Annotated in this window: 17 protein-coding genes; 13 read left to right on the top strand and 4 right to left on the bottom strand. The window is 69.0% G+C overall.

What is annotated here, in order from left to right; genetic code table 11:
• Positions 1-5: 5 nt before the first annotated feature.
• Positions 6-518 carry a toxin-antitoxin system HicB family antitoxin gene (locus PV646_RS02150; protein ID WP_500339750.1) on the bottom strand — a complete coding sequence of 171 codons (513 nt, stop codon included), beginning with the start codon at positions 516-518 and terminating at the stop codon, positions 6-8.
• A 68-nt stretch (positions 519-586) separates the two neighbouring features.
• Here PV646_RS02150 and thyX point away from each other — a divergent pair, with 68 nt between their 5' ends.
• The 6 genes from thyX to PV646_RS02120 all read left to right on the top strand — a co-directional run bounded on the left by thyX (position 587) and on the right by PV646_RS02120 (position 4,801).
• On the top strand, positions 587-1,291 hold the full coding sequence (gene thyX / locus PV646_RS02145; RefSeq protein WP_500339749.1) for an FAD-dependent thymidylate synthase: 705 nt from the start codon (positions 587-589) through the stop codon (positions 1,289-1,291).
• A 4-nt stretch (positions 1,292-1,295) separates the two neighbouring features.
• Positions 1,296-1,697: an ACT domain-containing protein gene (locus PV646_RS02140; protein WP_500339748.1), complete on the top strand. Its 402-nt coding sequence runs from the start codon at positions 1,296-1,298 to the stop codon at positions 1,695-1,697.
• Between the two features lie 71 nt (positions 1,698-1,768).
• Positions 1,769-3,211: a serine/threonine-protein kinase gene (locus PV646_RS02135; protein ID WP_500339747.1), complete on the top strand. Its 1,443-nt coding sequence runs from the start codon at positions 1,769-1,771 to the stop codon at positions 3,209-3,211.
• Positions 3,212-3,213: 2 nt separating this feature from the next.
• Complete coding sequence (locus PV646_RS02130) at positions 3,214-3,627, top strand: hypothetical protein (protein WP_500339746.1); 414 nt, start codon at positions 3,214-3,216, stop codon at positions 3,625-3,627.
• 55 nt (positions 3,628-3,682) lie between these two features.
• Positions 3,683-4,318 carry a hypothetical protein gene (locus PV646_RS02125; RefSeq protein ID WP_500339745.1) on the top strand — a complete coding sequence of 212 codons (636 nt, stop codon included), beginning with the start codon at positions 3,683-3,685 and terminating at the stop codon, positions 4,316-4,318.
• Between the two features lie 39 nt (positions 4,319-4,357).
• Positions 4,358-4,801: a hypothetical protein gene (locus tag PV646_RS02120; RefSeq protein WP_500339744.1), complete on the top strand. Its 444-nt coding sequence runs from the start codon at positions 4,358-4,360 to the stop codon at positions 4,799-4,801.
• Here the strand turns inward: PV646_RS02120 and PV646_RS02115 are convergent.
• Complete coding sequence (locus PV646_RS02115) at positions 4,783-5,457, bottom strand: Crp/Fnr family transcriptional regulator (protein ID WP_500339743.1); 675 nt, start codon at positions 5,455-5,457, stop codon at positions 4,783-4,785. The two genes, PV646_RS02120 and PV646_RS02115, sit on opposite strands and share 19 nt — an antisense overlap.
• Positions 5,458-5,511: 54 nt before the next feature.
• Between PV646_RS02115 and PV646_RS02110 the strand changes: the two genes are divergently transcribed.
• The 4 genes from PV646_RS02110 (at position 5,512) to atpB (ending at position 9,621) form a co-directional block, all read left to right on the top strand.
• The gene (locus PV646_RS02110) at positions 5,512-6,123 is read left to right on the top strand and encodes a TIGR03085 family metal-binding protein (RefSeq protein WP_500339742.1); all 612 of its coding nucleotides are present in this window, start codon (positions 5,512-5,514) and stop codon (positions 6,121-6,123) included.
• Between the two features lie 19 nt (positions 6,124-6,142).
• Positions 6,143-7,039: a 4-hydroxy-tetrahydrodipicolinate synthase gene (dapA, locus tag PV646_RS02105; protein WP_500339741.1), complete on the top strand. Its 897-nt coding sequence runs from the start codon at positions 6,143-6,145 to the stop codon at positions 7,037-7,039.
• Positions 7,036-8,715: a ribonuclease J gene (locus PV646_RS02100; protein WP_500339740.1), complete on the top strand. Its 1,680-nt coding sequence runs from the start codon at positions 7,036-7,038 to the stop codon at positions 8,713-8,715. The genes dapA and PV646_RS02100 overlap by 4 nt, the downstream gene beginning before the upstream one ends.
• A 159-nt stretch (positions 8,716-8,874) precedes the next feature.
• Entirely contained in the window at positions 8,875-9,621 is a 747-nt protein-coding gene (atpB, locus tag PV646_RS02095) for a F0F1 ATP synthase subunit A (RefSeq protein WP_500339739.1), read from the top strand.
• Positions 9,622-9,632: 11 nt separating this feature from the next.
• Here the strand turns inward: atpB and PV646_RS02090 are convergent, their stop codons facing one another.
• Positions 9,633-10,247, bottom strand: a complete 615-nt coding sequence (locus PV646_RS02090) for a class I SAM-dependent methyltransferase (protein WP_500339738.1) — start codon at positions 10,245-10,247, stop codon at positions 9,633-9,635.
• A gap of 104 nt (positions 10,248-10,351) precedes the next feature.
• Here PV646_RS02090 and PV646_RS02085 point away from each other — a divergent pair, with 104 nt between their 5' ends.
• Positions 10,352-13,156, top strand: a complete 2,805-nt coding sequence (locus tag PV646_RS02085; protein WP_500339737.1) for an AfsR/SARP family transcriptional regulator — start codon at positions 10,352-10,354, stop codon at positions 13,154-13,156.
• Positions 13,157-13,204: 48 nt separating this feature from the next.
• Entirely contained in the window at positions 13,205-13,885 is a 681-nt protein-coding gene (locus PV646_RS02080) for a hypothetical protein (protein WP_500339736.1), read from the top strand.
• Here PV646_RS02080 and PV646_RS02075 read toward each other — a convergent pair.
• Positions 13,782-14,555: a lysophospholipid acyltransferase family protein gene (locus PV646_RS02075; protein ID WP_500339735.1), complete on the bottom strand. Its 774-nt coding sequence runs from the start codon at positions 14,553-14,555 to the stop codon at positions 13,782-13,784. The two genes, PV646_RS02080 and PV646_RS02075, sit on opposite strands and share 104 nt — an antisense overlap.
• 235 nt (positions 14,556-14,790) lie before the next feature.
• Between PV646_RS02075 and PV646_RS02070 the strand changes: the two genes are divergently transcribed.
• Complete coding sequence (locus PV646_RS02070) at positions 14,791-17,052, top strand: FtsK/SpoIIIE family DNA translocase (protein ID WP_500342231.1); 2,262 nt, start codon at positions 14,791-14,793, stop codon at positions 17,050-17,052.
• The last annotated feature ends 1 nt before the right edge of the window (position 17,053 follow it).

The raw sequence follows: 17,053 nt of genomic DNA, 5'->3' as shown, positions 1-17,053 counted from the left end.
CCCGCTCACCCCTGCACCCATCCGCGGACGCGCGAGCCCGAGCCGGCGTTTCCGCTCCACCCCTTGTGCTGATGCTTGTGCTTGCCGTGCACCGCGCCGCCCACGGCCTGCTGGATGAACGAGTTCAGCGACACGCCCTGGGCCGACGCGGCGGCCTCGGCCTTCGACTTGAGCTCGTTGATCATGCGCAGGGTGATGCGGCTGATGTCACCCGTGGCGTCACCCATGCCGAAGTTCGGCACCTCGTGACGCGGGGCGGGCTCCGGCTCCGGTTCGGCCGATCCCGTGACGACCACCTGGACGTCACGACCGGACAGGCGAACGTCCACGACCTGGCCGTCCAGGGAGGCGGTGACCTCCGCGGCCAGGTCGGACAGTGCGTTCATGATTGCCAGTCGCGCGGCTGGCTCGAGCGCTGCGGACAACGCGGCGGCCGTTCGACGGGTGTTCTCGTCCCCCGCAGATGCGGCCGTCGCCAGGTCCTCGCGCAGTGACGCGATGTACGGCGACAGATCCATGACACCACTATGACGTCACATCCGACATCGTGCAACCACCGCCTGACGTCAGGGCTAGTGTCGGCACCATGCCGAGAGTGCGCTTGGTGGCGAAAACCGAGTTCATCCCACCGGACGACGTGCCGTGGACGACCGACGCGGACGGCGGCGCGGCGCTCGTCGAGTTCGCCGGCCGGGCCTGCTACCAGTCGTGGGACCGCTCGAACCCCATGACGAACACCAACGCGACGTTCCTGCACCACCTGCTCGACGTCGGCCACCTCGCCGCGTTCGAGCACGGCAGCGCGTCGCTCTACCTGACCGAGCTGTCGCGCTCGCTCACCCACGAGCTGATCCGGCACCGGCACTTCTCGTACTCGCAGCTCTCCCAGCGCACCGACCCGACCGACGTCGTGGAACCGGACCTGATCGCGCGGGACCCGGAGCTGCACGCGCGGTTCGTCGCCGCGACCGAGGCGAGCCTCAAGGCGTACGAGGACCTGGTGCACAGCCTGGAGAAGACCGTCAACGGGCGGCGCGCACGGCAGATCGCACGGTCCGTGCTGCCCAACGCCACGGGCACCGAGATCGTCGTGACGGGCAACTACCGCTCGTGGCGCCACTTCATCGCGATGCGCGCGACCGAGCACATCAACGTCGAACTGCGCGAGCTCGCCGTCGCCTGCCTGCGCGAATTGACGAAGGCGGCGCCCAACGCGTTCGCGGACTTCGTCGTCTCGACACTCCCGGACGGCACAGAAGTTGCCTCCAGCCCACTGGTGGTTGAAGGCTGACACCATGAAGCGGCTCATCGTGGACGTCCGGCCCGGCGAATACGCGGTCACGCGCCTGGCACCGGACGCACCGGTCCCCAGCGGGCTGCTCGACCTCACCGACGTCCTGGTCTCCGTGACCAGGACCCCGGCCGAGCTGTCGATCATCGCGCCCGCGTCGTTCGCAGTGGACGGTGACACGGTGGAGAAGGGCTGGCGGCTGCTGACCGTGCGCGGTCCGCTGGAGTTCACGCTCACCGGCATCATGGCTGCTCTGGCAGGCGAACTGGCGGCGGCCGGCGTCTCCCTGTTCGCGTTGTCCACTTACGACACGGACCACCTGTTGGTGAAGCACAAGGATCTGGGGCGCGCGGTGCTCGCCTTGCGTGCCGCAGGTCACGAACTGGTTGTAGCGCCGGAAGCTTAGGAACCGATCCTCCAGTTGGCGGGTCTCAAGTACCGTCAACGCCCCCGGTTCCGAGGTTGTAGGAGCGCACGTTGCACGGACAGGCAGTCGAACCGCGCGTCATCGCCGGCAGGTACGCCCTGGTGGCGGAACTCGGCCGCGGCGGCATGGGCATCGTCTGGCGCGCCCAGGACCGTCACATCGGACGCTTCGTCGCGATCAAGGAACTCCACCTGCCGGACGGCATCGCGCACGAGGAACGCCGTGTGCTCGAAGAGCGCGCCCTGCGTGAGGCGCGCACCGCGGGCAAGCTCAACGATCCCGCCGTCGTCACGGTGTTCGACGCGATCAACGAGAACGGCACGACGTACATCGTCATGGAGCTGGTCGAGGCGGCCACGCTGTCGACGCTGATCAGCGCGCACGGCCCGATGCCGCCGAACCAGGTCGTGTCGATCGCGCTGCAGTCGTTGTCTGCGCTGGAGGCCGCGCACCAGGCCGGGATCGTGCACCGCGACGTCAAGCCCGGCAACCTGATGATCCGCCCGGACGGCAAGGTCAAGCTCACCGACTTCGGCATCGCCCAGGGCATGGACGACCCGCGCCTGACGACGAGCGGCAGCCTCATCGGTTCGCCCGCCTACATGTCGCCGGAACGCATCCACGGTCACGAGGCCGGTCCCGCGTCCGACCTGTGGGCACTGGGCGCGACCCTCTGCTACGCGGTCGAGGGCTGGAGCCCGTTCGAGCGCTCCTCCACGGCCTCGACGCTGCACGCGATCATGAGCGAGACCCCGCGCCTGACCCGTGCGACGGGTGTTCTCGGCGCCGTCATCACCGGTCTGCTGATCGCCGACCCGAACGCCCGGCTGTCCGGCCCGCAGGCCCGCGCGATGCTCTCCAGCATCGGCAACCAGCCGACGCCGCCCACCGGGATCGCGCCCGCGCAGACCCAGCAGTACCAGCAGGCTCCGGCCGCCGACCCGGCGAAGAAGAAGCGCAACCGCGTCATCGCGCTGGTCGGTGCCGTGGTCATCGCCGCGGCGGCGTTCACCGGCGGCATCTTCGCGCACAAGGCGTTCACGGCACCCGGCGGCAGCAGCGGCAGCAGTGCGCTGACCTACGGCGAGGGCGCCGAGATCCCGGTCTTCGGCCTGTACGAGAACACCTGCGGCCTCGGCGAGGTCGCGCCCACCAAGCTGCTCAACTCGGACACCAAGGAGGAGTGCGACAAGCCGCACGACTTCGAGGTGTTCGACGTGATCGACACCCTGCCGATCGCCTCGAACCTGCCCGACACCGCGTATCCGGGCGTCGACGCGCTGAAGAGCCTCGGCGTGGCCCGGTGTGAGCTGACGCTGAACTCCGAGTGGATCAAGGACGGGTCGAAGCTCAAGGTCACGACCCTGGTCCCGAGCGAGAGCGCGTGGGCCAAGGACAAGGGCGGCAACGCGGAACGCAAGATCTGGTGCCTCGCCGGCACCAAGGACGGCAGCAAACTCGACGGCACCATCAGCGCGAAGAAGGACAACTGAACGTGAAGCGACGGATCATCTCCGCCTTGCTGGTCCTCGGCAGCACGGCCGCCCTGTCGGCGTGCACGAGCAACGAGGACAAGTTCGTCACCGAGCTCAAGGCCGCCGGTTTCAGCAACCCCGGTGAGCCCAGCACCGAGAAGGAGAAGAAGTCCCGCAAGATCGGCAAGCGCACGGTCAAGTCCTCGGAGAAGATCATCGAGGTCGTCGTCCGGGTGAAGGGCTGCGACCTGGAGATGTCCAAGGTCTCCGGTCAGTCCGGCTACTGGCTCGACGAACTGCACGTCAACGGGCAGGAACCGGAGTGGCCGGGCTACCCGGAGAACCTCAAGCGCGACCAGGTGGTCAAGCTGCTCTCCGACAACTCGTCCAAGCCGACCGGCTTCACCGCCTGCTACAAGCCGAACGAGGCCTGACTTCGGCGGCAACCGGAGCAACCACTCCTGCGTGTCTCAGCGAGGGGTGGTGCAGGTGCTTCGGAACGTCCTGGGCGCGTGGAAGCCGGCGCGGATCCGTCACTGCGGCTTGCTGGCGGTGGACGTCGCGTCGTCGGGACAGTGGGACTCCGAGCAGTTCGTGCGGGCACGGGCGACGCTCTTCGAATCGCTGCGAACGGCGTTCGAGGACAGCGGCGTCCCGTGGCGGGCGTGCCGCACGAGCGACCGGGGCGACGGCATGGTGGTCGTCGTCCCGCAGCGGTTCCCGGTCCACCGCCTCGCGTATCCGCTGCTGGACCGGCTGTCCGCGCAGTTGAAGCACCACAACAGGTACGCGCGGTCGCCGCTGCGGGTGCGGGTGGCGCTGCACGCGGGCTCCGTGCACATCGACCGCTACGGGGCCACCGGCTACGCCAAGGTGCTGCTGGCGCGTCTGCTGGAGTCCCCGCCGGTGCGCGGAGCGCTCGCCGGCGCGCCGGACTCGTGCCCGGTGGCCGCCATCGTGTCGAACACCTTCTACGACGACGTCGTGCGCAACGGGTACCCAGGCATCGAGCTGGAGCGGTACGTCCCCGTCGACGTGCACGTGAAGGAGTCGAGTGTGCGCGGTTGGGTGCACGTTCCCGGCTATGTGTCATCTGACGCAGAACGGCGGCTGCGTTCGGTGTGACTCTCTGTGGCGTTGTGAACACGCAAAGAGGGGGTTCTCATGCGTAAGGCATTCACGGTGCTCGGCGCGCTGGCGATGATGCTGGCCGTCGTGGCACCGGCACAGGCGTCCGACTTCAGCGCGGCGGCCACGTGCTCGGGCAACGGCGGCACCTTCAAGAAGAGCGTCGGCGGCGTCGGCGAACTCAGGATCGACTTCAGCGGTGGCTCGAACACCGCGTGCTTCCACCACATCGGCGCTGCCGCGAACAAGCCCGCGGAGACGGCCGTCGAGATCTTCAAGTGCACCCAGACCAGCGGAGAAGGCCAGCTGGGCTGCACCTACACCGCCTACGACAGCGATGGCCCCGGCAACTGGTCGCAGTTCGCCGGACCCGCGACCGTCACCGGTACCTCGAACGTCTGCGTGCTCGCGACGGGCTACATCAAGTGGGGCGGCCGGACCTACTCGGTCGACAGCGGCCGTCAGGGTTGCCCGAACTGAGTCCGCAGCGCGTCGACGTCCCGCACCAGCAGACGGCGTCTGCCGGTCGTGACGAGGCCTGAGTCGCGCAACGCCCGCAGAGCCCTGGCCACCGCCTCCCGCGAGGTGGCGGCCAGGCCCGCGAGGTCCTGCTGGCTCAGGCGCAACGTGATGAGCGTGCCGTTCTCCTGCGGCACCCCGTAGCTCGTGGCGAGTTCGGCGATCAGCACGGCCAGTCGCTGGGCCGAGGTGCTGTCGGCGAACTCGCTGCGGCGGTTGTTCGCGTAGCGCAGCCGGGCGGTGATGATGCGGACGAGAGCGGCGGACACGGCGGGTTCGTCGTCCACGACACCGAGAAATGCCTTGGCGGACAACCACAACGCCGCCACCTCGTCGATCGCGATCACCGACGCGGACCGCCGCGAGCCGTCCATCACGGCCATCTCGCCGAGCACGTCACCTGGGCCGCGCACCGCCAGCACCGCGTCGTAACCGCCGGGGGTCACCGCGACGACCTTCACGTGCCCGCTCGTCACCACCAGCGCCCAGCCGCCGGGGTCGCCCTCGCACATGATCACCGTGCCGGCCGGGTAGTGCCTCGGTCGTCCGGCTGCCTGGAACCGGGCCCGCTGGGCCTCGGTCAACATCTCCCACAGGTTCACGAACGTCCCGACCACGCGTAGTAGGTTCGTGTTGACGGTAGATGTTGCTCATCGGGAGGACGACCGGACGTGAGTCTCGCTCGCGACGAACGCAAGGCCCTGGTCGACCTCATGACCGAGGTCGGCCCTGACGCGCCCACGTTGTGCGGTACCTGGTCGACCAAGGACCTGGCCGCGCACCTCGCGATCCGCGAGCGCCGTCCCGACACCGCGCCCGGCATCCTGCTGCCCGTCTTCACGAAGTGGACCGAGAAGGTCCAGGCGGACTACACGCACAAGGCGTGGAGCGAGCTCCTCGACCTGGTGCGCACGCCGCCGTTCTGGATCCAGCCGGTCGACAAGCTGATGAACACCGGCGAGTACTTCGTGCACCACGAGGACGTGCGGCGCGCACAGGCCGGCTGGGAGCCACGGCCGTACGACGCCCGACGCGAGGCGACGCTGTGGAAGCTGCTGCCGCTCATCGCGCGCACGTCGTACAAGTCGTCGCCTGTGGGCGTGACGTTCGTACGGCCTGATGGCGAGCACATCGTCGCGAAGCAGGGCGCGAACGGAGTGGTGATCACCGGTGAGGTGTCCGAGCTGGTGATGCTGGCGTTCGGGCGCGACGAGGCCCGGGTCGAATACAGCGGTGACGCCGACGCCGTGCAACGGGTGCGGTCGTTGAACCGAAGTGTGTGAACTCGGGTAGTTTCTGCGCATGCCAGGAAGCTCGTACGCAGGACCGAACCGCCCGTTCGGCCGCGTTCTCACCGCCATGGTCACGCCGTTCGACTCGCGCGGCGAGATCGATCTCCCCAAGGCGCAGGAACTGGCGAACCACCTGGTGGACCTGGGCAACGACGGCCTGGTCGTGAACGGCACGACCGGCGAGAGCCCCACGACGACCGACCGGGAGAAGGCCGCGCTGATCACGGCCGTCGTCGAGGCCGTGGGGGACCGCGCGACCGTGGTCGCCGGAGCGGGCACGTACGACACCGCGCACAGCATCCACCTGGTGGAGCAGGCGTCGAAGGCCGGCGCACACGGTGTGCTCGTCGTGACGCCGTACTACTCGCGGCCGCCGCAGGAAGGCCTGCTGGCCCACTTCACCGCCATCGCCGATGCCTCCGAGCTGCCGGTGATGCTCTACGACATCCCGCCGCGCGCGGTCGTGCCGATCGAGGTCGACACGATCCTGCGCCTGGCGGAACACCCGCGGATCCTGGCCGTGAAGGACGCCAAGGGCGACCTGCACGCGGGCAGCCGCGTGATCGCCTCGACCGATCTCGCCTACTACTCGGGCGACGACCCGCTGAACCTGCCGTGGCTGTCGGTCGGCGCGGTCGGGTTCGTGAGCGTCATCGGTCACCTCGCGGCGGACCGCCTGCGGGATCTCATTGATGCGTATGAAGCCGGGGACGTGGCCCGGGCGAAGGAAATCCACGAGTCGCTGCTGCCGCTGCTGCGACCTTTCCGCCGGGTTCCCGGCGTGACGTACACGAAGGCTGCGCTGCGCCTGCGCGGACTGGACGTGGGTGACCCACGCCTGCCGCTGGTGCCCGCCGCAGCCGAGGACATCGAGGCCATCGCGGCCGAACTGGGAGTCAACGCGTGACCCAATCGACCGAACTGCCGCCCCCGCTGCCGGAAGGCGGCCTCCGCGTCGTCGCTCTCGGCGGAATTGGCGAGATCGGCCGCAACATGACCGTCTTCGAGCACGCCGGCCGGCTGCTCGTGGTCGACTGCGGCGTTCTGTTCCCCGAAGACGATCAGCCCGGCGTGGACCTGATCCTGCCCGACTTCCGCGCCATCGAGGACCGGCTCGACGACATCGAGGCCATCGTCCTGACGCACGGCCACGAGGACCACATCGGCGCGGTCCCGTTCCTGCTGAAGCTGCGCCCCGACCTGCCGGTCGTGGGCTCCCGCTTCACGCTGGCGCTGCTCGCCGCCAAGTGCCGCGAACACCGCCAGACCCCGCGCCTGGTGGAGGTGAAGGAGGGGGAGCGCCGCTCGTACGGTCCGTTCGAGCTGGAGTTCTTCGCCGTCAACCACTCGATCCCGGACGCGCTGGCCGTGGCCATCCGCACGTCCGCGGGCCTGGTGCTGCACACCGGTGACATCAAGCTCGACCAGTTGCCGCTCGACGGCCGCCTGACCGACCTGGCGGGCTTCTCGCGCCTGGGCGACGAGGGCGTGGACCTCTTCCTGGTCGACTCGACCAACGCCGAGGTGCCCGGCTTCGTGGTGCCCGAGCGCGAGATCGGCCCCGTGCTCGAGAACGTGATCCGCAAGGCCGACCAGCGCGTCATCGTCGCGTGCTTCGCCTCGCACGTGCACCGCGTGCAGCAGGTCCTCGACGTCGCGGTGCAGTACAAGCGCAAGATCGCGTTCGTCGGCCGCTCGATGGTCCGCAACATGGGCATCGCGTCCGACCTGGGCTTCCTGAACGTGCCGGACGGCCTGTTCGTCGACCTCGACGTCGCGATGCGGATGGAGGAGGACGAGGTCATCTTCGTCTCCACCGGTTCGCAGGGCGAGCCGCTCTCCGCGCTGTCCCGCATGGCCCGCGGTGAGCACCGCCAGATCTCGATCCGCGAGGGCGACACGGTCATCCTCGCGTCGTCGCTGATCCCCGGCAACGAGAACGCGGTCTTCAACGTCGTCAACGGCCTCGCCAAGCTCGGCGCCACCGTCGTGCACCAGGGCAACGCCAAGGTGCACGTCTCGGGCCACTCCCCGGCCGGCGAGCTCCTGTTCCTCTACAACGCCGTGCGGCCGTCGAACGTGATGCCCGTGCACGGCGAGTGGAGGCATCTGCGTGCGAACGCGGCCCTCGCGGTCGCCACCGGTGTCGCCGAGGACCACGTCGTGATCGCCGAGGACGGTGTCGTCGTGGACCTGGTCGACGGCAAGGCAGCGGTCTCCGGCCGCGTCGTCGTCGGCCACGTGTACGTCGACGGCCTGTCCGTCGGCGACGTCGGCGAGTCGACGCTGTCCGACCGCCTGGTGCTCGGCGAGGGCGGCTTCATCTCGATCTCGGTCGCCATCGACCGGACCTCCGGCCGCGCCGTCACGGCGCCGACGATCTCAGGCCGCGGCTTCTCCGACGACCCGAAGGCGCTGGAGGCCGTGGTGCCCCTGGTCGAGATGGAGCTGGCGCGCACCGAGGCCGAGGGCATCACGGACATGCACCGGGTCGCCCAGGCCGTGCGGCGCGTGGTCGGCCGGTGGGTCGCGGAGACCTACCGGCGCCGGCCGATGATCGTTCCCACGGTCATTCCGGTCTGACACGTCAGTGTGAATACGGGCCACTTCGTGATCCTGCTGTGATCTGCGACCCCCTCGTCCGATAAGGTTTGTACCCAGACCATGGACGAGGGGGTTCGCCCAATGGCCGGTAATGACGTTTTCAGCCCACCGGGCAAAGACGACATTCTTCTTCCACCGATGTTCACGTGGCACGAGCCGTTCGGCCTGCCGTTCGACTTCTCGGTGACCAAACCGCAGGCCCTGCTGGTCCTGTCGGTGGTGATCATCCTGACCTTCTTCCTGGTCATGACCAGGAGCATGAAGATCATTCCCACCCGCTGGCAGTTCGCCGCCGAATCGATCTACGACTTCGGCCGCAACACCATCGCGCGGGAGCAGATCGGCGCGAAGGAATTCGCGCCGTACGTGCCGTTGATCGTCAGCATCTTCTGCTTCGTGCTGGTGAACAACGTCTACGGGTTGATTCCGTTCGTCCAGTTCCCGACGTTCACGCACAGCGGGTTCCCGGCGGCCGTCGCGCTGCTGGTCATCTTCCCGCTCTACCACTACGTGGGCATCCGCAAGTTCGGCCTCAAGGGCTACCTGCGCAACCAGTTCGTCATCCCGGGCGTGCCGAAGCCCGTCCTGTGGGGTCTGCTCATCCCGACCGAGGTCATCCTCAAGTTCTTCTTCGACCCGGTGAACCTCGCGATCCGGGTGTTCGCGGCGATGTTCGCCGGGCACCTGCTGATCCTGGTGTTCACGCTCGGCAGCGAGTTCCTGTTGTTCAACGCGCCGATCTACCTCAAGCCGGTGTCGGTGCTGGGGTTCGCGCTCGCGATCGCGTTGTTCTTCCTGGAGGCGCTGGTGCAGGTGCTGCAGGCGTACATCTTCGCGCTGCTGTCCGCGCACTTCATCGGGCGCGCGCTGGCCGAGCAGCACTAGGGCGGTACGGCCTAGGGGCGCTGGCACACCAGGTGCAGCGACTCCTCCGGCATGGCGCCGGGGTAGGACGGGGTGAAGACCGGCCTGCTCCGGCGCACGACGCGCAGACCGACCGAGCCCAGGTGCGCCTCGAAGTTCTCCTCGGAGAACGACGACACCTCGATCTCCTGGCCCATCCACGGCAGGGTGACCTGCTCCACGTCGACGGCGACGGTGGCGAGGAAGAAGTGACCGCCGGGGCGCAGCCAGGTCGAGATCTGGCCGAGGGTCCGGATGATCTCGGCCTGCGTCATCTGCAGCAGTGAGAAGACCGCGCAGATCACGTCCCACGAACCAGGGGGTGACTCGAAGTCGCGGATGTCGATCTTGTGGAACGTGGCGTCGGGGACCTGCGTCGCCGCGAGGTCCACCATGACCGGGGAGACGTCGAGACCGGTGACCTTCATGCCCGCCTTGGCGAGGGTGCGTGCGACGGGAACGCCCGTGCCGCAACCGATGTCGAGCACGCGCGAGCCCGAGGGCTGCGTCGCGGCGAACCAGGCGAGAGTGCCGTGCAGTGCGGGCTGGTGCGACCAAGCGCGTTGGTATTCCAGCCCGAGCGTGTCGAAGACCTCGGCCGCGTTCATACCCCGCCCCTCATTTCGACCCAATCCACCTGAGTGAAGTGTGGAGAAGGTCTCTGCACACCTTCTGGATGGCTTCTGGACGAAAACTGACGGTAGGTTGCTAGGTGAACGCGGACAGCGACGAAGTGAGAGTGCCGGTGCAGAACGAGTTGCGCGTCAGCTTGCTGGGCGCGCTCGCGGCCACGGTGGACGGCGAGGAACTCACGCTCGGTCCCCCGCGGCAGAGGGCTGTGCTCGCGGTGCTCGCGTTGCGCGCAAACCACGTCGTGTCGCGCAGTGAACTCATCGACGCCGTGTGGGGCGATGATCCACCTGCCAGCGCGGACAACGGCATCCACACCTACGTCGCCGGGCTGCGCAGGCTGTTCGAGCCGGGCAGGGCGTCGCGGGCGCCGAGTTCCGTGCTGCTCTCCACGGACGCTGGATACTTGCTGAGGCTCCCATCCGGCAGTTCGGACGCCGCGGTGTTCCGCGCGCACCTGGACGAGGCCGGGCGGCTGCGCGACGAACCCGCGGAGGCCGTCACCGCGTTCGACGCGGCGCTGGGGCTGTGGCGGGGGATTGCCCTCGACGGCGTGCCGGGGCCGTTCGCGGCGGTGGAGCGCGCGCGTCTGGCCGAACTGAGGCTCACGGCTGTGGAGCAGCGTGCGGCGTTGAGGTTGACGCTCGGCCACGAGGCCGAAGTGGCGGCGGAGCTGACGACGCTGGTGAGCGCGCACCCGTTGCGCGAGAGGCTGCACGGCCTGCTGATGTCCGCGTTGTACCGCGGTGGCAGGCAGGCCGAGGCGCTCGCCGTCTACACGGACCTGCGCCGGCTGCTGATCGAGGAGCTCGGCATCGAGCCCGGCCCCGAACTGCGCCGGCTGCACGAACAACTGCTCGTCGGCCGGCACGACCCGCAGCCAGAACCGGCGGCGCCCGTGCTCGTGCCCGTCCAGCTGCCGCACCAGGTCCGCGACTTCACCGGCCGCGAGAAGGAACTGGCGAAGCTCGCCGAGGTCGTTCCGCACGACCACGCACCGGTGCTCGTCGCGATCACCGGCACCGGTGGTGTCGGCAAGACGGCGCTGGCCGTGAGGTTCGCGCACCAGGTGGCCGCGCGGTTCCCGGACGGGCAGCTGCACGTCGACCTGCGCGGGTTCGACGCGTCGGCACCGCCCGTGCAGCCCGGCACCGCCCTGCACCAGCTGCTGCAGAGTCTCGGCGTGCCGTCCGAACGCATCCCGGAGGACCTGCCGGCGAAGTCCGCGCTGTACCGCAGTGTGCTGGCGGGCAAACGGGTTCTGGTGCTGCTCGACAACGCGCGGCTGGCCGAGCAGGTCCGTCCGCTGCTGCCGGGCCGCTCGACGTCGATGGTGCTCGTGACGTCCCGCAACCACCTGGGAGGGCTCGTCGCCCGCGACGGCGCGCACTCGCTGACGTTGTCGATCCTCACGCGCGACGAGGGCCTGGCGTTGCTGACGTCCGCGGTGGGCCCGGACCGGGTCGCCGCCGAACCCGCCGCCGCCGCGAAGCTCGTCGAACTGTGCGGGCACCTCCCGCTGGCCGTGCGGATCGCGGCCGAACGCGTCGTGACGCGGCCCCACCTGACGCTGGCCGATCTCGCGAGCGATCTCGCCGACGAGCGCGACAGGTTGAACGTGCTGGCCACGGGCGACGACGAGGACACGGCCGTGCGCGCCGCGTTCTCGTGGTCGTACCTCGCCCTGAAACCCGACGCCGCGAGGACGTTCCGGCTGATCGGCCTGCACCCCGGCGCCGAGATCAGCCTGAACGCCGTGGCGGCGCTCGTGGGCGTGCCGGTGTCGCGGGCGCGGACGTTGCTCGACGTGCTGGCGGGCGGGCACATGCTCGAGGAGGTCGCGCGCGGCCGGTTCCGGTTGCACGACCTGCTTCGCCTGTACGCCACGGAACTCAGCGCCACCGAGGAGTCCTCGGAGGGGTGCGCCGAGGCCGTGAAGCGCCTGCTGGGCTGGTACTTCGACACCGCGAACGCCGCGGGCACCGTCATCGCGCCGCCGGACCACCCGGCGTTCCTGCTGCCGCCACTGTCCACTCAGGACTTCGCCTCGCACGACGAGGCCTTCACCTGGTGCCGCACGGAATCCTCGAACCTGCTGGCGGTGGCGCGGCTCGCCGAGGAACACCACTCGCCGACGGCGTGGCAGATCCCGGTGGCGCTGTGGAACTACTTCATCGTGTCGAGCGCGCTGGACGAGTGGACGCGCACGTACCGCGTCGCCGAGCGCACCGCGACCCGGGACGGCAACCAGATCGCCCGCGCGTGGGCGGTGCACGGCCAGGGCCTTTCGGCGTTCCGCGGCCAGCGCTTCGCCGACGCCCTCGAACTCTTCGACCGCGCGCTCGCCATCCGCCGCGAGATCGGTGATCTCGCCGGTGCCGCGTGGAGCCTCACGGGTCTGGGCATGGCGTACGGCGGCCTTCGCCAGTTCGACCTCGCCGTCGACAGGTTCGGTCAGGCACTGCGCGGGCACGCCGAGGTCGGCTCGTGGTTCGGCGAGGGCGGTACGAGGCTGTTCCTGAGCGACATCCTGCGTTCGGCGGGGCAGTTCGACGCGTCGCTGGCGTCCGCGCGCACGGCGTTCGAGCTGATGGACTCGCACGACGCGGTGCACGGCAAGGCGATGGCGCTGGTCAGCATCGGCTGGGCGCAGTCGAAGCTGGGCAACGGGGCCGAGGCGCGCGACTCGTTCCGGCACGCGATCGAGTTCCTGCGGGTGCTCGGCGACCGCAAGAGCCTCGCGGAGGCGTTGCACGGCCTGGGGGAGACGAGCGCCGGGCAACCCGATGTGGCGCGCACGCACCTGCTGGAAGCGTTGACGATCTACGAGGACTACGACCACCCGCTCACGCCGGAGATCCACGCGAGGCTCCACGAGCTCGCCTAGGGGTGATCCCTGATGTGCCGACGCTGATGCGTAGGCAAGCTACACGTCATGCAGAAACGCGCTCGGACCCTGGTGGTGTGGCTGCACGTCGTGACGTCGGTCGGCTGGCTCAGTCAGGCCGTCGCTCTGCTCGCCCTGGTCCTCTACGGCATGAGGACGGGCGACCTCAAGGCCTTCGAAATGGCGCGTTTCCTCGACCACGGTGTGTTGGCGATCATGGCCAACACCAGCGCGTTCACCGGTTTCATGCTCAGCGCCACGACACCGTGGGGCTATTTCAAGCACTGGTGGGTGCTCGCGAAGTTCGTGATCACGATCAGCCAGCTCTACATCGGCATCTTCATCCTGAGCGGCAACCTCCAGGAGGCCGTGAACGGGCATGTCACCGTGTGGATGCCCGTCGGGACGGCACTCATGATCAGCGCCATCGCGTTCCAGGCGTGGCTCAGCGTCGCGAAGCCGTGGGGGCGCACACCGTGGGCCGACCCGAAGGTCAAGCTGCCCACGGCGAGCGCGTTCACGTTCGTCGCGGCGCTGGTGATCCCGGTGATCGACTTCGTGATCAGCCTGTGGCAGGGCAATCCGATGCCGATGCTCATGCTGATCACCGTGATCGGCTACTCGATCAGGCGGGCCGCCAGGGCGAGACACCGGTCGTCGGGCGCGTCGGGTCGTGGAAGCGCGGCAGGTCCGGCTCGTCGAGGCGCAACGGCACCAGGCCCTCGGTGATCGCGACCATGATCCGCTCGTGCGCGCGCCGGGCGTCGCCCATGGTCTCGGCCTTGAGGTCGGACAGCTCCACCGGCTTGCCGAAGTGGACCTTGAACGTCGGTCGCTTGCGGACCGCGCGCAGCCACGACGTCAGGTAGGGCAGGGCGTCCCTCCAGCCGGAGACGTGCAGGTTGCCCCAGTACACGGCCTCGTGCGCGCCCCACTGGCTGATCGGGATCACCGGGATGCCGCCGCCCAGCGCCATGCGGGCGACGCCGGTCTTGCCACGCTCCGGCCACATGCCGGGGTCCAGGCTGATCTTGCCCTCGGGGTAGACGGCGATCGGGTCGCCGCCCTGGCGCAACGCCTCGACGGCGCGGTGCATCGCCTCACCGACGTTCGCCGACCGCCGGTCGACGCGCAGGTGACCGCACGCCTTCAGCGCCGGTCCCATGATCGGGGCGTCGAGCAGGCCGCCCGCGAGCATGAAGCGCGGGTTGACGCCGATCTTGCGGCAGGCCGCGATCAGCACCATCGGGTCGAGGTTGCCGATGTGGTTGGAGGCCAGCAACAACGGCTTGCCGAGCAGCTCCGGCGGGATGTCACCCGATACCTCGAGCTTGCCGGTCAGCGCGATCAGGCCACGGTCGACCACCATGAGCACGCGCCAGAAGAGCGGTGTGGACACGCGGGGCAGCGTACGGCGTGTCGGAACGACACCGTGCCAGATCCGGTGAACCATGAGGATTCGCACGCGTCCCGGTTGCAAACGTGGCTGGTGAGACGCAAGGGACTACCTTATACACATGGCCGGGCGCACAGGGACTTCGAGAAAGACCACGTCACGCGGCAAAGCACCAGCCAAGCCGCGGGCGCGATCCACCGCGTCCAGAAAGCCCGCTCCACGCAAGAGCGGCGGTGCCATCAGTGCCGTGTGGGGTGCGTTGGGCCGTGGCGTCGGCAGTCTCGTGCGCACCGTCAGCCGTACCAAGGACCTCGATCCCGAACACCGTCGTGACGGCCTCGGCCTCCTGCTGATCGCACTCGCGGTCATCACGGGCGCGGGCGTGTGGTGGCAGGCCGGCGGACCGGTCGGCCAGTGGGTCGACGTCGCCGTCCGCAGTTCCGTCGGGTTCCCGGCGGTGATCGTGCCGGTCGTGCTGCTCGGCATCGGCATCACGCTGATGCGCAGCGACCCGAAGCCCGACGCGCGGCCGCGGCTGATCATCGGTTCGGTGCTGATGATGATCGGCGTGCTCGGCATGTTCCACCTCATCGGCGGCCTGCCGATGGACCCGCTCGAACGCCGCAGCGCCGGTGGAGCCCTCGGTTACCTGGCCGGCGGGTTCCTGGCGCAGGGCCTGACGCCGTGGGTCGCCGGTCCGTTGCTGTTCCTGATCTTCGGGTACGGCCTGCTGGTCGTGACGCACACGCCGATTCGCCAGGCGCCCGAACGCATCCGCTCGTTGCTGCACCCCGGGACCAAGGCCGAGGCACCGTCCGACGAGGAAGAGCCCGCCGAGGAACCGAAGCCGGTTCGCCTGCGCCGCCCGTCCCGCCGCCGTCAGGCCGTCGAACCCGTGGAGGACGAGCAGGCCGAGCTCCCCCTGGAGGAGCCCGCGGAGCCCGTGCCCGCGAAGCCCGCCAAGGAGAAGAAGGCCGCCGCCGCGCCGGCGATGGCCGTGCGCGCGGTCGAGGGCGAGTACCAGCTGCCGCCGCCGGACGTGCTCAAGGACGGCGACGCGCCGAAGACCCGCAGCAAGGCGAACGACCTCATGATCGAGGCGATCTCCGGTGTGCTGGACCAGTTCTCGATCGACGCCCAGGTCACCGGCTTCACCCGCGGTCCGACGGTCACGCGCTACGAGGTCGAGCTCGGCCCCGGCGTGAAGGTCGAGAAGATCACCGCGCTGACCAAGAACATCGCGTACGCCGTGGCGACGGACAACGTCCGCCTGCTGGCCCCGATCCCCGGCAAGTCCGCGGTCGGCATCGAGGTCCCCAACAGCGACCGCGAGATGGTGCGGCTGGGCGACGTGCTGCGCGCGTCGTCCACGGTCAAGGACACGCACCCGATGGTGATCGGCCTCGGCAAGGACATCGAGGGCCACATGGTCACCGCGAACCTGACGAAGATGCCGCACCTGCTCGTGGCCGGTTCCACGGGCTCCGGCAAGTCGTCGTTCGTGAACTCGATGCTGGTCTCGCTGCTGGCGCGCGCGACGCCCGACGAGGTCCGGATGATCCTCATCGACCCGAAGATGGTCGAGCTGACGCCGTACGAGGGCATCCCGCACCTGATCACGCCGATCATCACGCAGCCGAAGAAGGCCGCGGCGGCGCTGGCGTGGCTCGTCGAGGAGATGGAGCAGCGCTACCAGGACATGCAGGTCAACCGGGTGCGGCACGTCGACGACTTCAACCGCAAGGTGAAGTCCGGCGAGATCACCGCGCCGCCTGGCTCCGAGCGCGTCTACCGGCCGTACCCGTACATCATGGCGATCGTCGACGAGCTCGCCGACCTGATGATGACCGCGCCCCGTGACGTGGAGGACGCGATCGTCCGCATCACGCAGAAGGCCCGTGCGGCGGGCATCCACCTCGTGCTGGCGACGCAGCGCCCGTCCGTCGACGTCGTCACCGGCCTGATCAAGACGAACGTGCCGTCGCGCCTGGCGTTCGCGACCTCGTCGCTGACCGACTCGCGGGTCATCCTGGACCAGCCCGGCGCCGAGAAGCTGATCGGCATGGGCGACGCCCTGTACCTGCCGATGGGCGCCTCGAAGCCGGTGCGCATCCAGGGCGCGTTCGTGGGCGACGAGGAGATCTCGTCGATCGTCGAGTTCACCAAGAACCAGGCGCAGCCGGAGTACACCGACGGCGTCACGGCGCAGAAGGCCGGCGAGAAGAAGGAGATCGACGCCGACATCGGCGACGACCTGGAGCTGCTCGTGCAGGCGACCGAGCTGATCGTGACGTCGCAGTTCGGCTCGACGTCGATGCTGCAGCGCAAGCTGCGCGTCGGGTTCGCGAAGGCGGGTCGCCTCATGGACCTGCTGGAGACCCGTGGCGTCGTCGGGCCGTCCGAGGGCTCGAAGGCACGTGAGGTGCTGATCAAGCCGGACGAGCTCGAGAACGTGGTCTACCTGATGCGTGGAGGCGGCCCCGCCGACGACGACGAGTGAC

The sequence above is a fragment of the Streptomyces sp. ID05-26A genome, assembly GCF_033794685.1.
GTDB lineage: Bacteria > Actinomycetota > Actinomycetes > Mycobacteriales > Pseudonocardiaceae > Lentzea.
Note: the sequence above shows the minus strand (reverse complement) of the source record. Positions and strands in the feature narration are given on the sequence as shown.

What these genes read in the sequence shown, in the direction of transcription:
- PV646_RS02150 (WP_500339750.1), bottom strand. Translation starts at nt 518, where the DNA reads ATGGATCTGTCGCCGTACATCGCGTCACTGCGCGAGGACCTGGCGACG.
- thyX (WP_500339749.1), top strand. Translation starts at nt 587, where the DNA reads ATGCCGAGAGTGCGCTTGGTGGCGAAAACCGAGTTCATCCCACCGGAC.
- PV646_RS02140 (WP_500339748.1), top strand. Translation starts at nt 1,296, where the DNA reads ATGAAGCGGCTCATCGTGGACGTCCGGCCCGGCGAATACGCGGTCACG.
- PV646_RS02120 (WP_500339744.1), top strand. Translation starts at nt 4,358, where the DNA reads ATGCGTAAGGCATTCACGGTGCTCGGCGCGCTGGCGATGATGCTGGCC.
- dapA (WP_500339741.1), top strand. Translation starts at nt 6,143, where the DNA reads ATGCCAGGAAGCTCGTACGCAGGACCGAACCGCCCGTTCGGCCGCGTT.
- atpB (WP_500339739.1), top strand. Translation starts at nt 8,875, where the DNA reads ATGTTCACGTGGCACGAGCCGTTCGGCCTGCCGTTCGACTTCTCGGTG.
- PV646_RS02090 (WP_500339738.1), bottom strand. Translation starts at nt 10,247, where the DNA reads ATGAACGCGGCCGAGGTCTTCGACACGCTCGGGCTGGAATACCAACGC.
- PV646_RS02080 (WP_500339736.1), top strand. Translation starts at nt 13,205, where the DNA reads ATGCAGAAACGCGCTCGGACCCTGGTGGTGTGGCTGCACGTCGTGACG.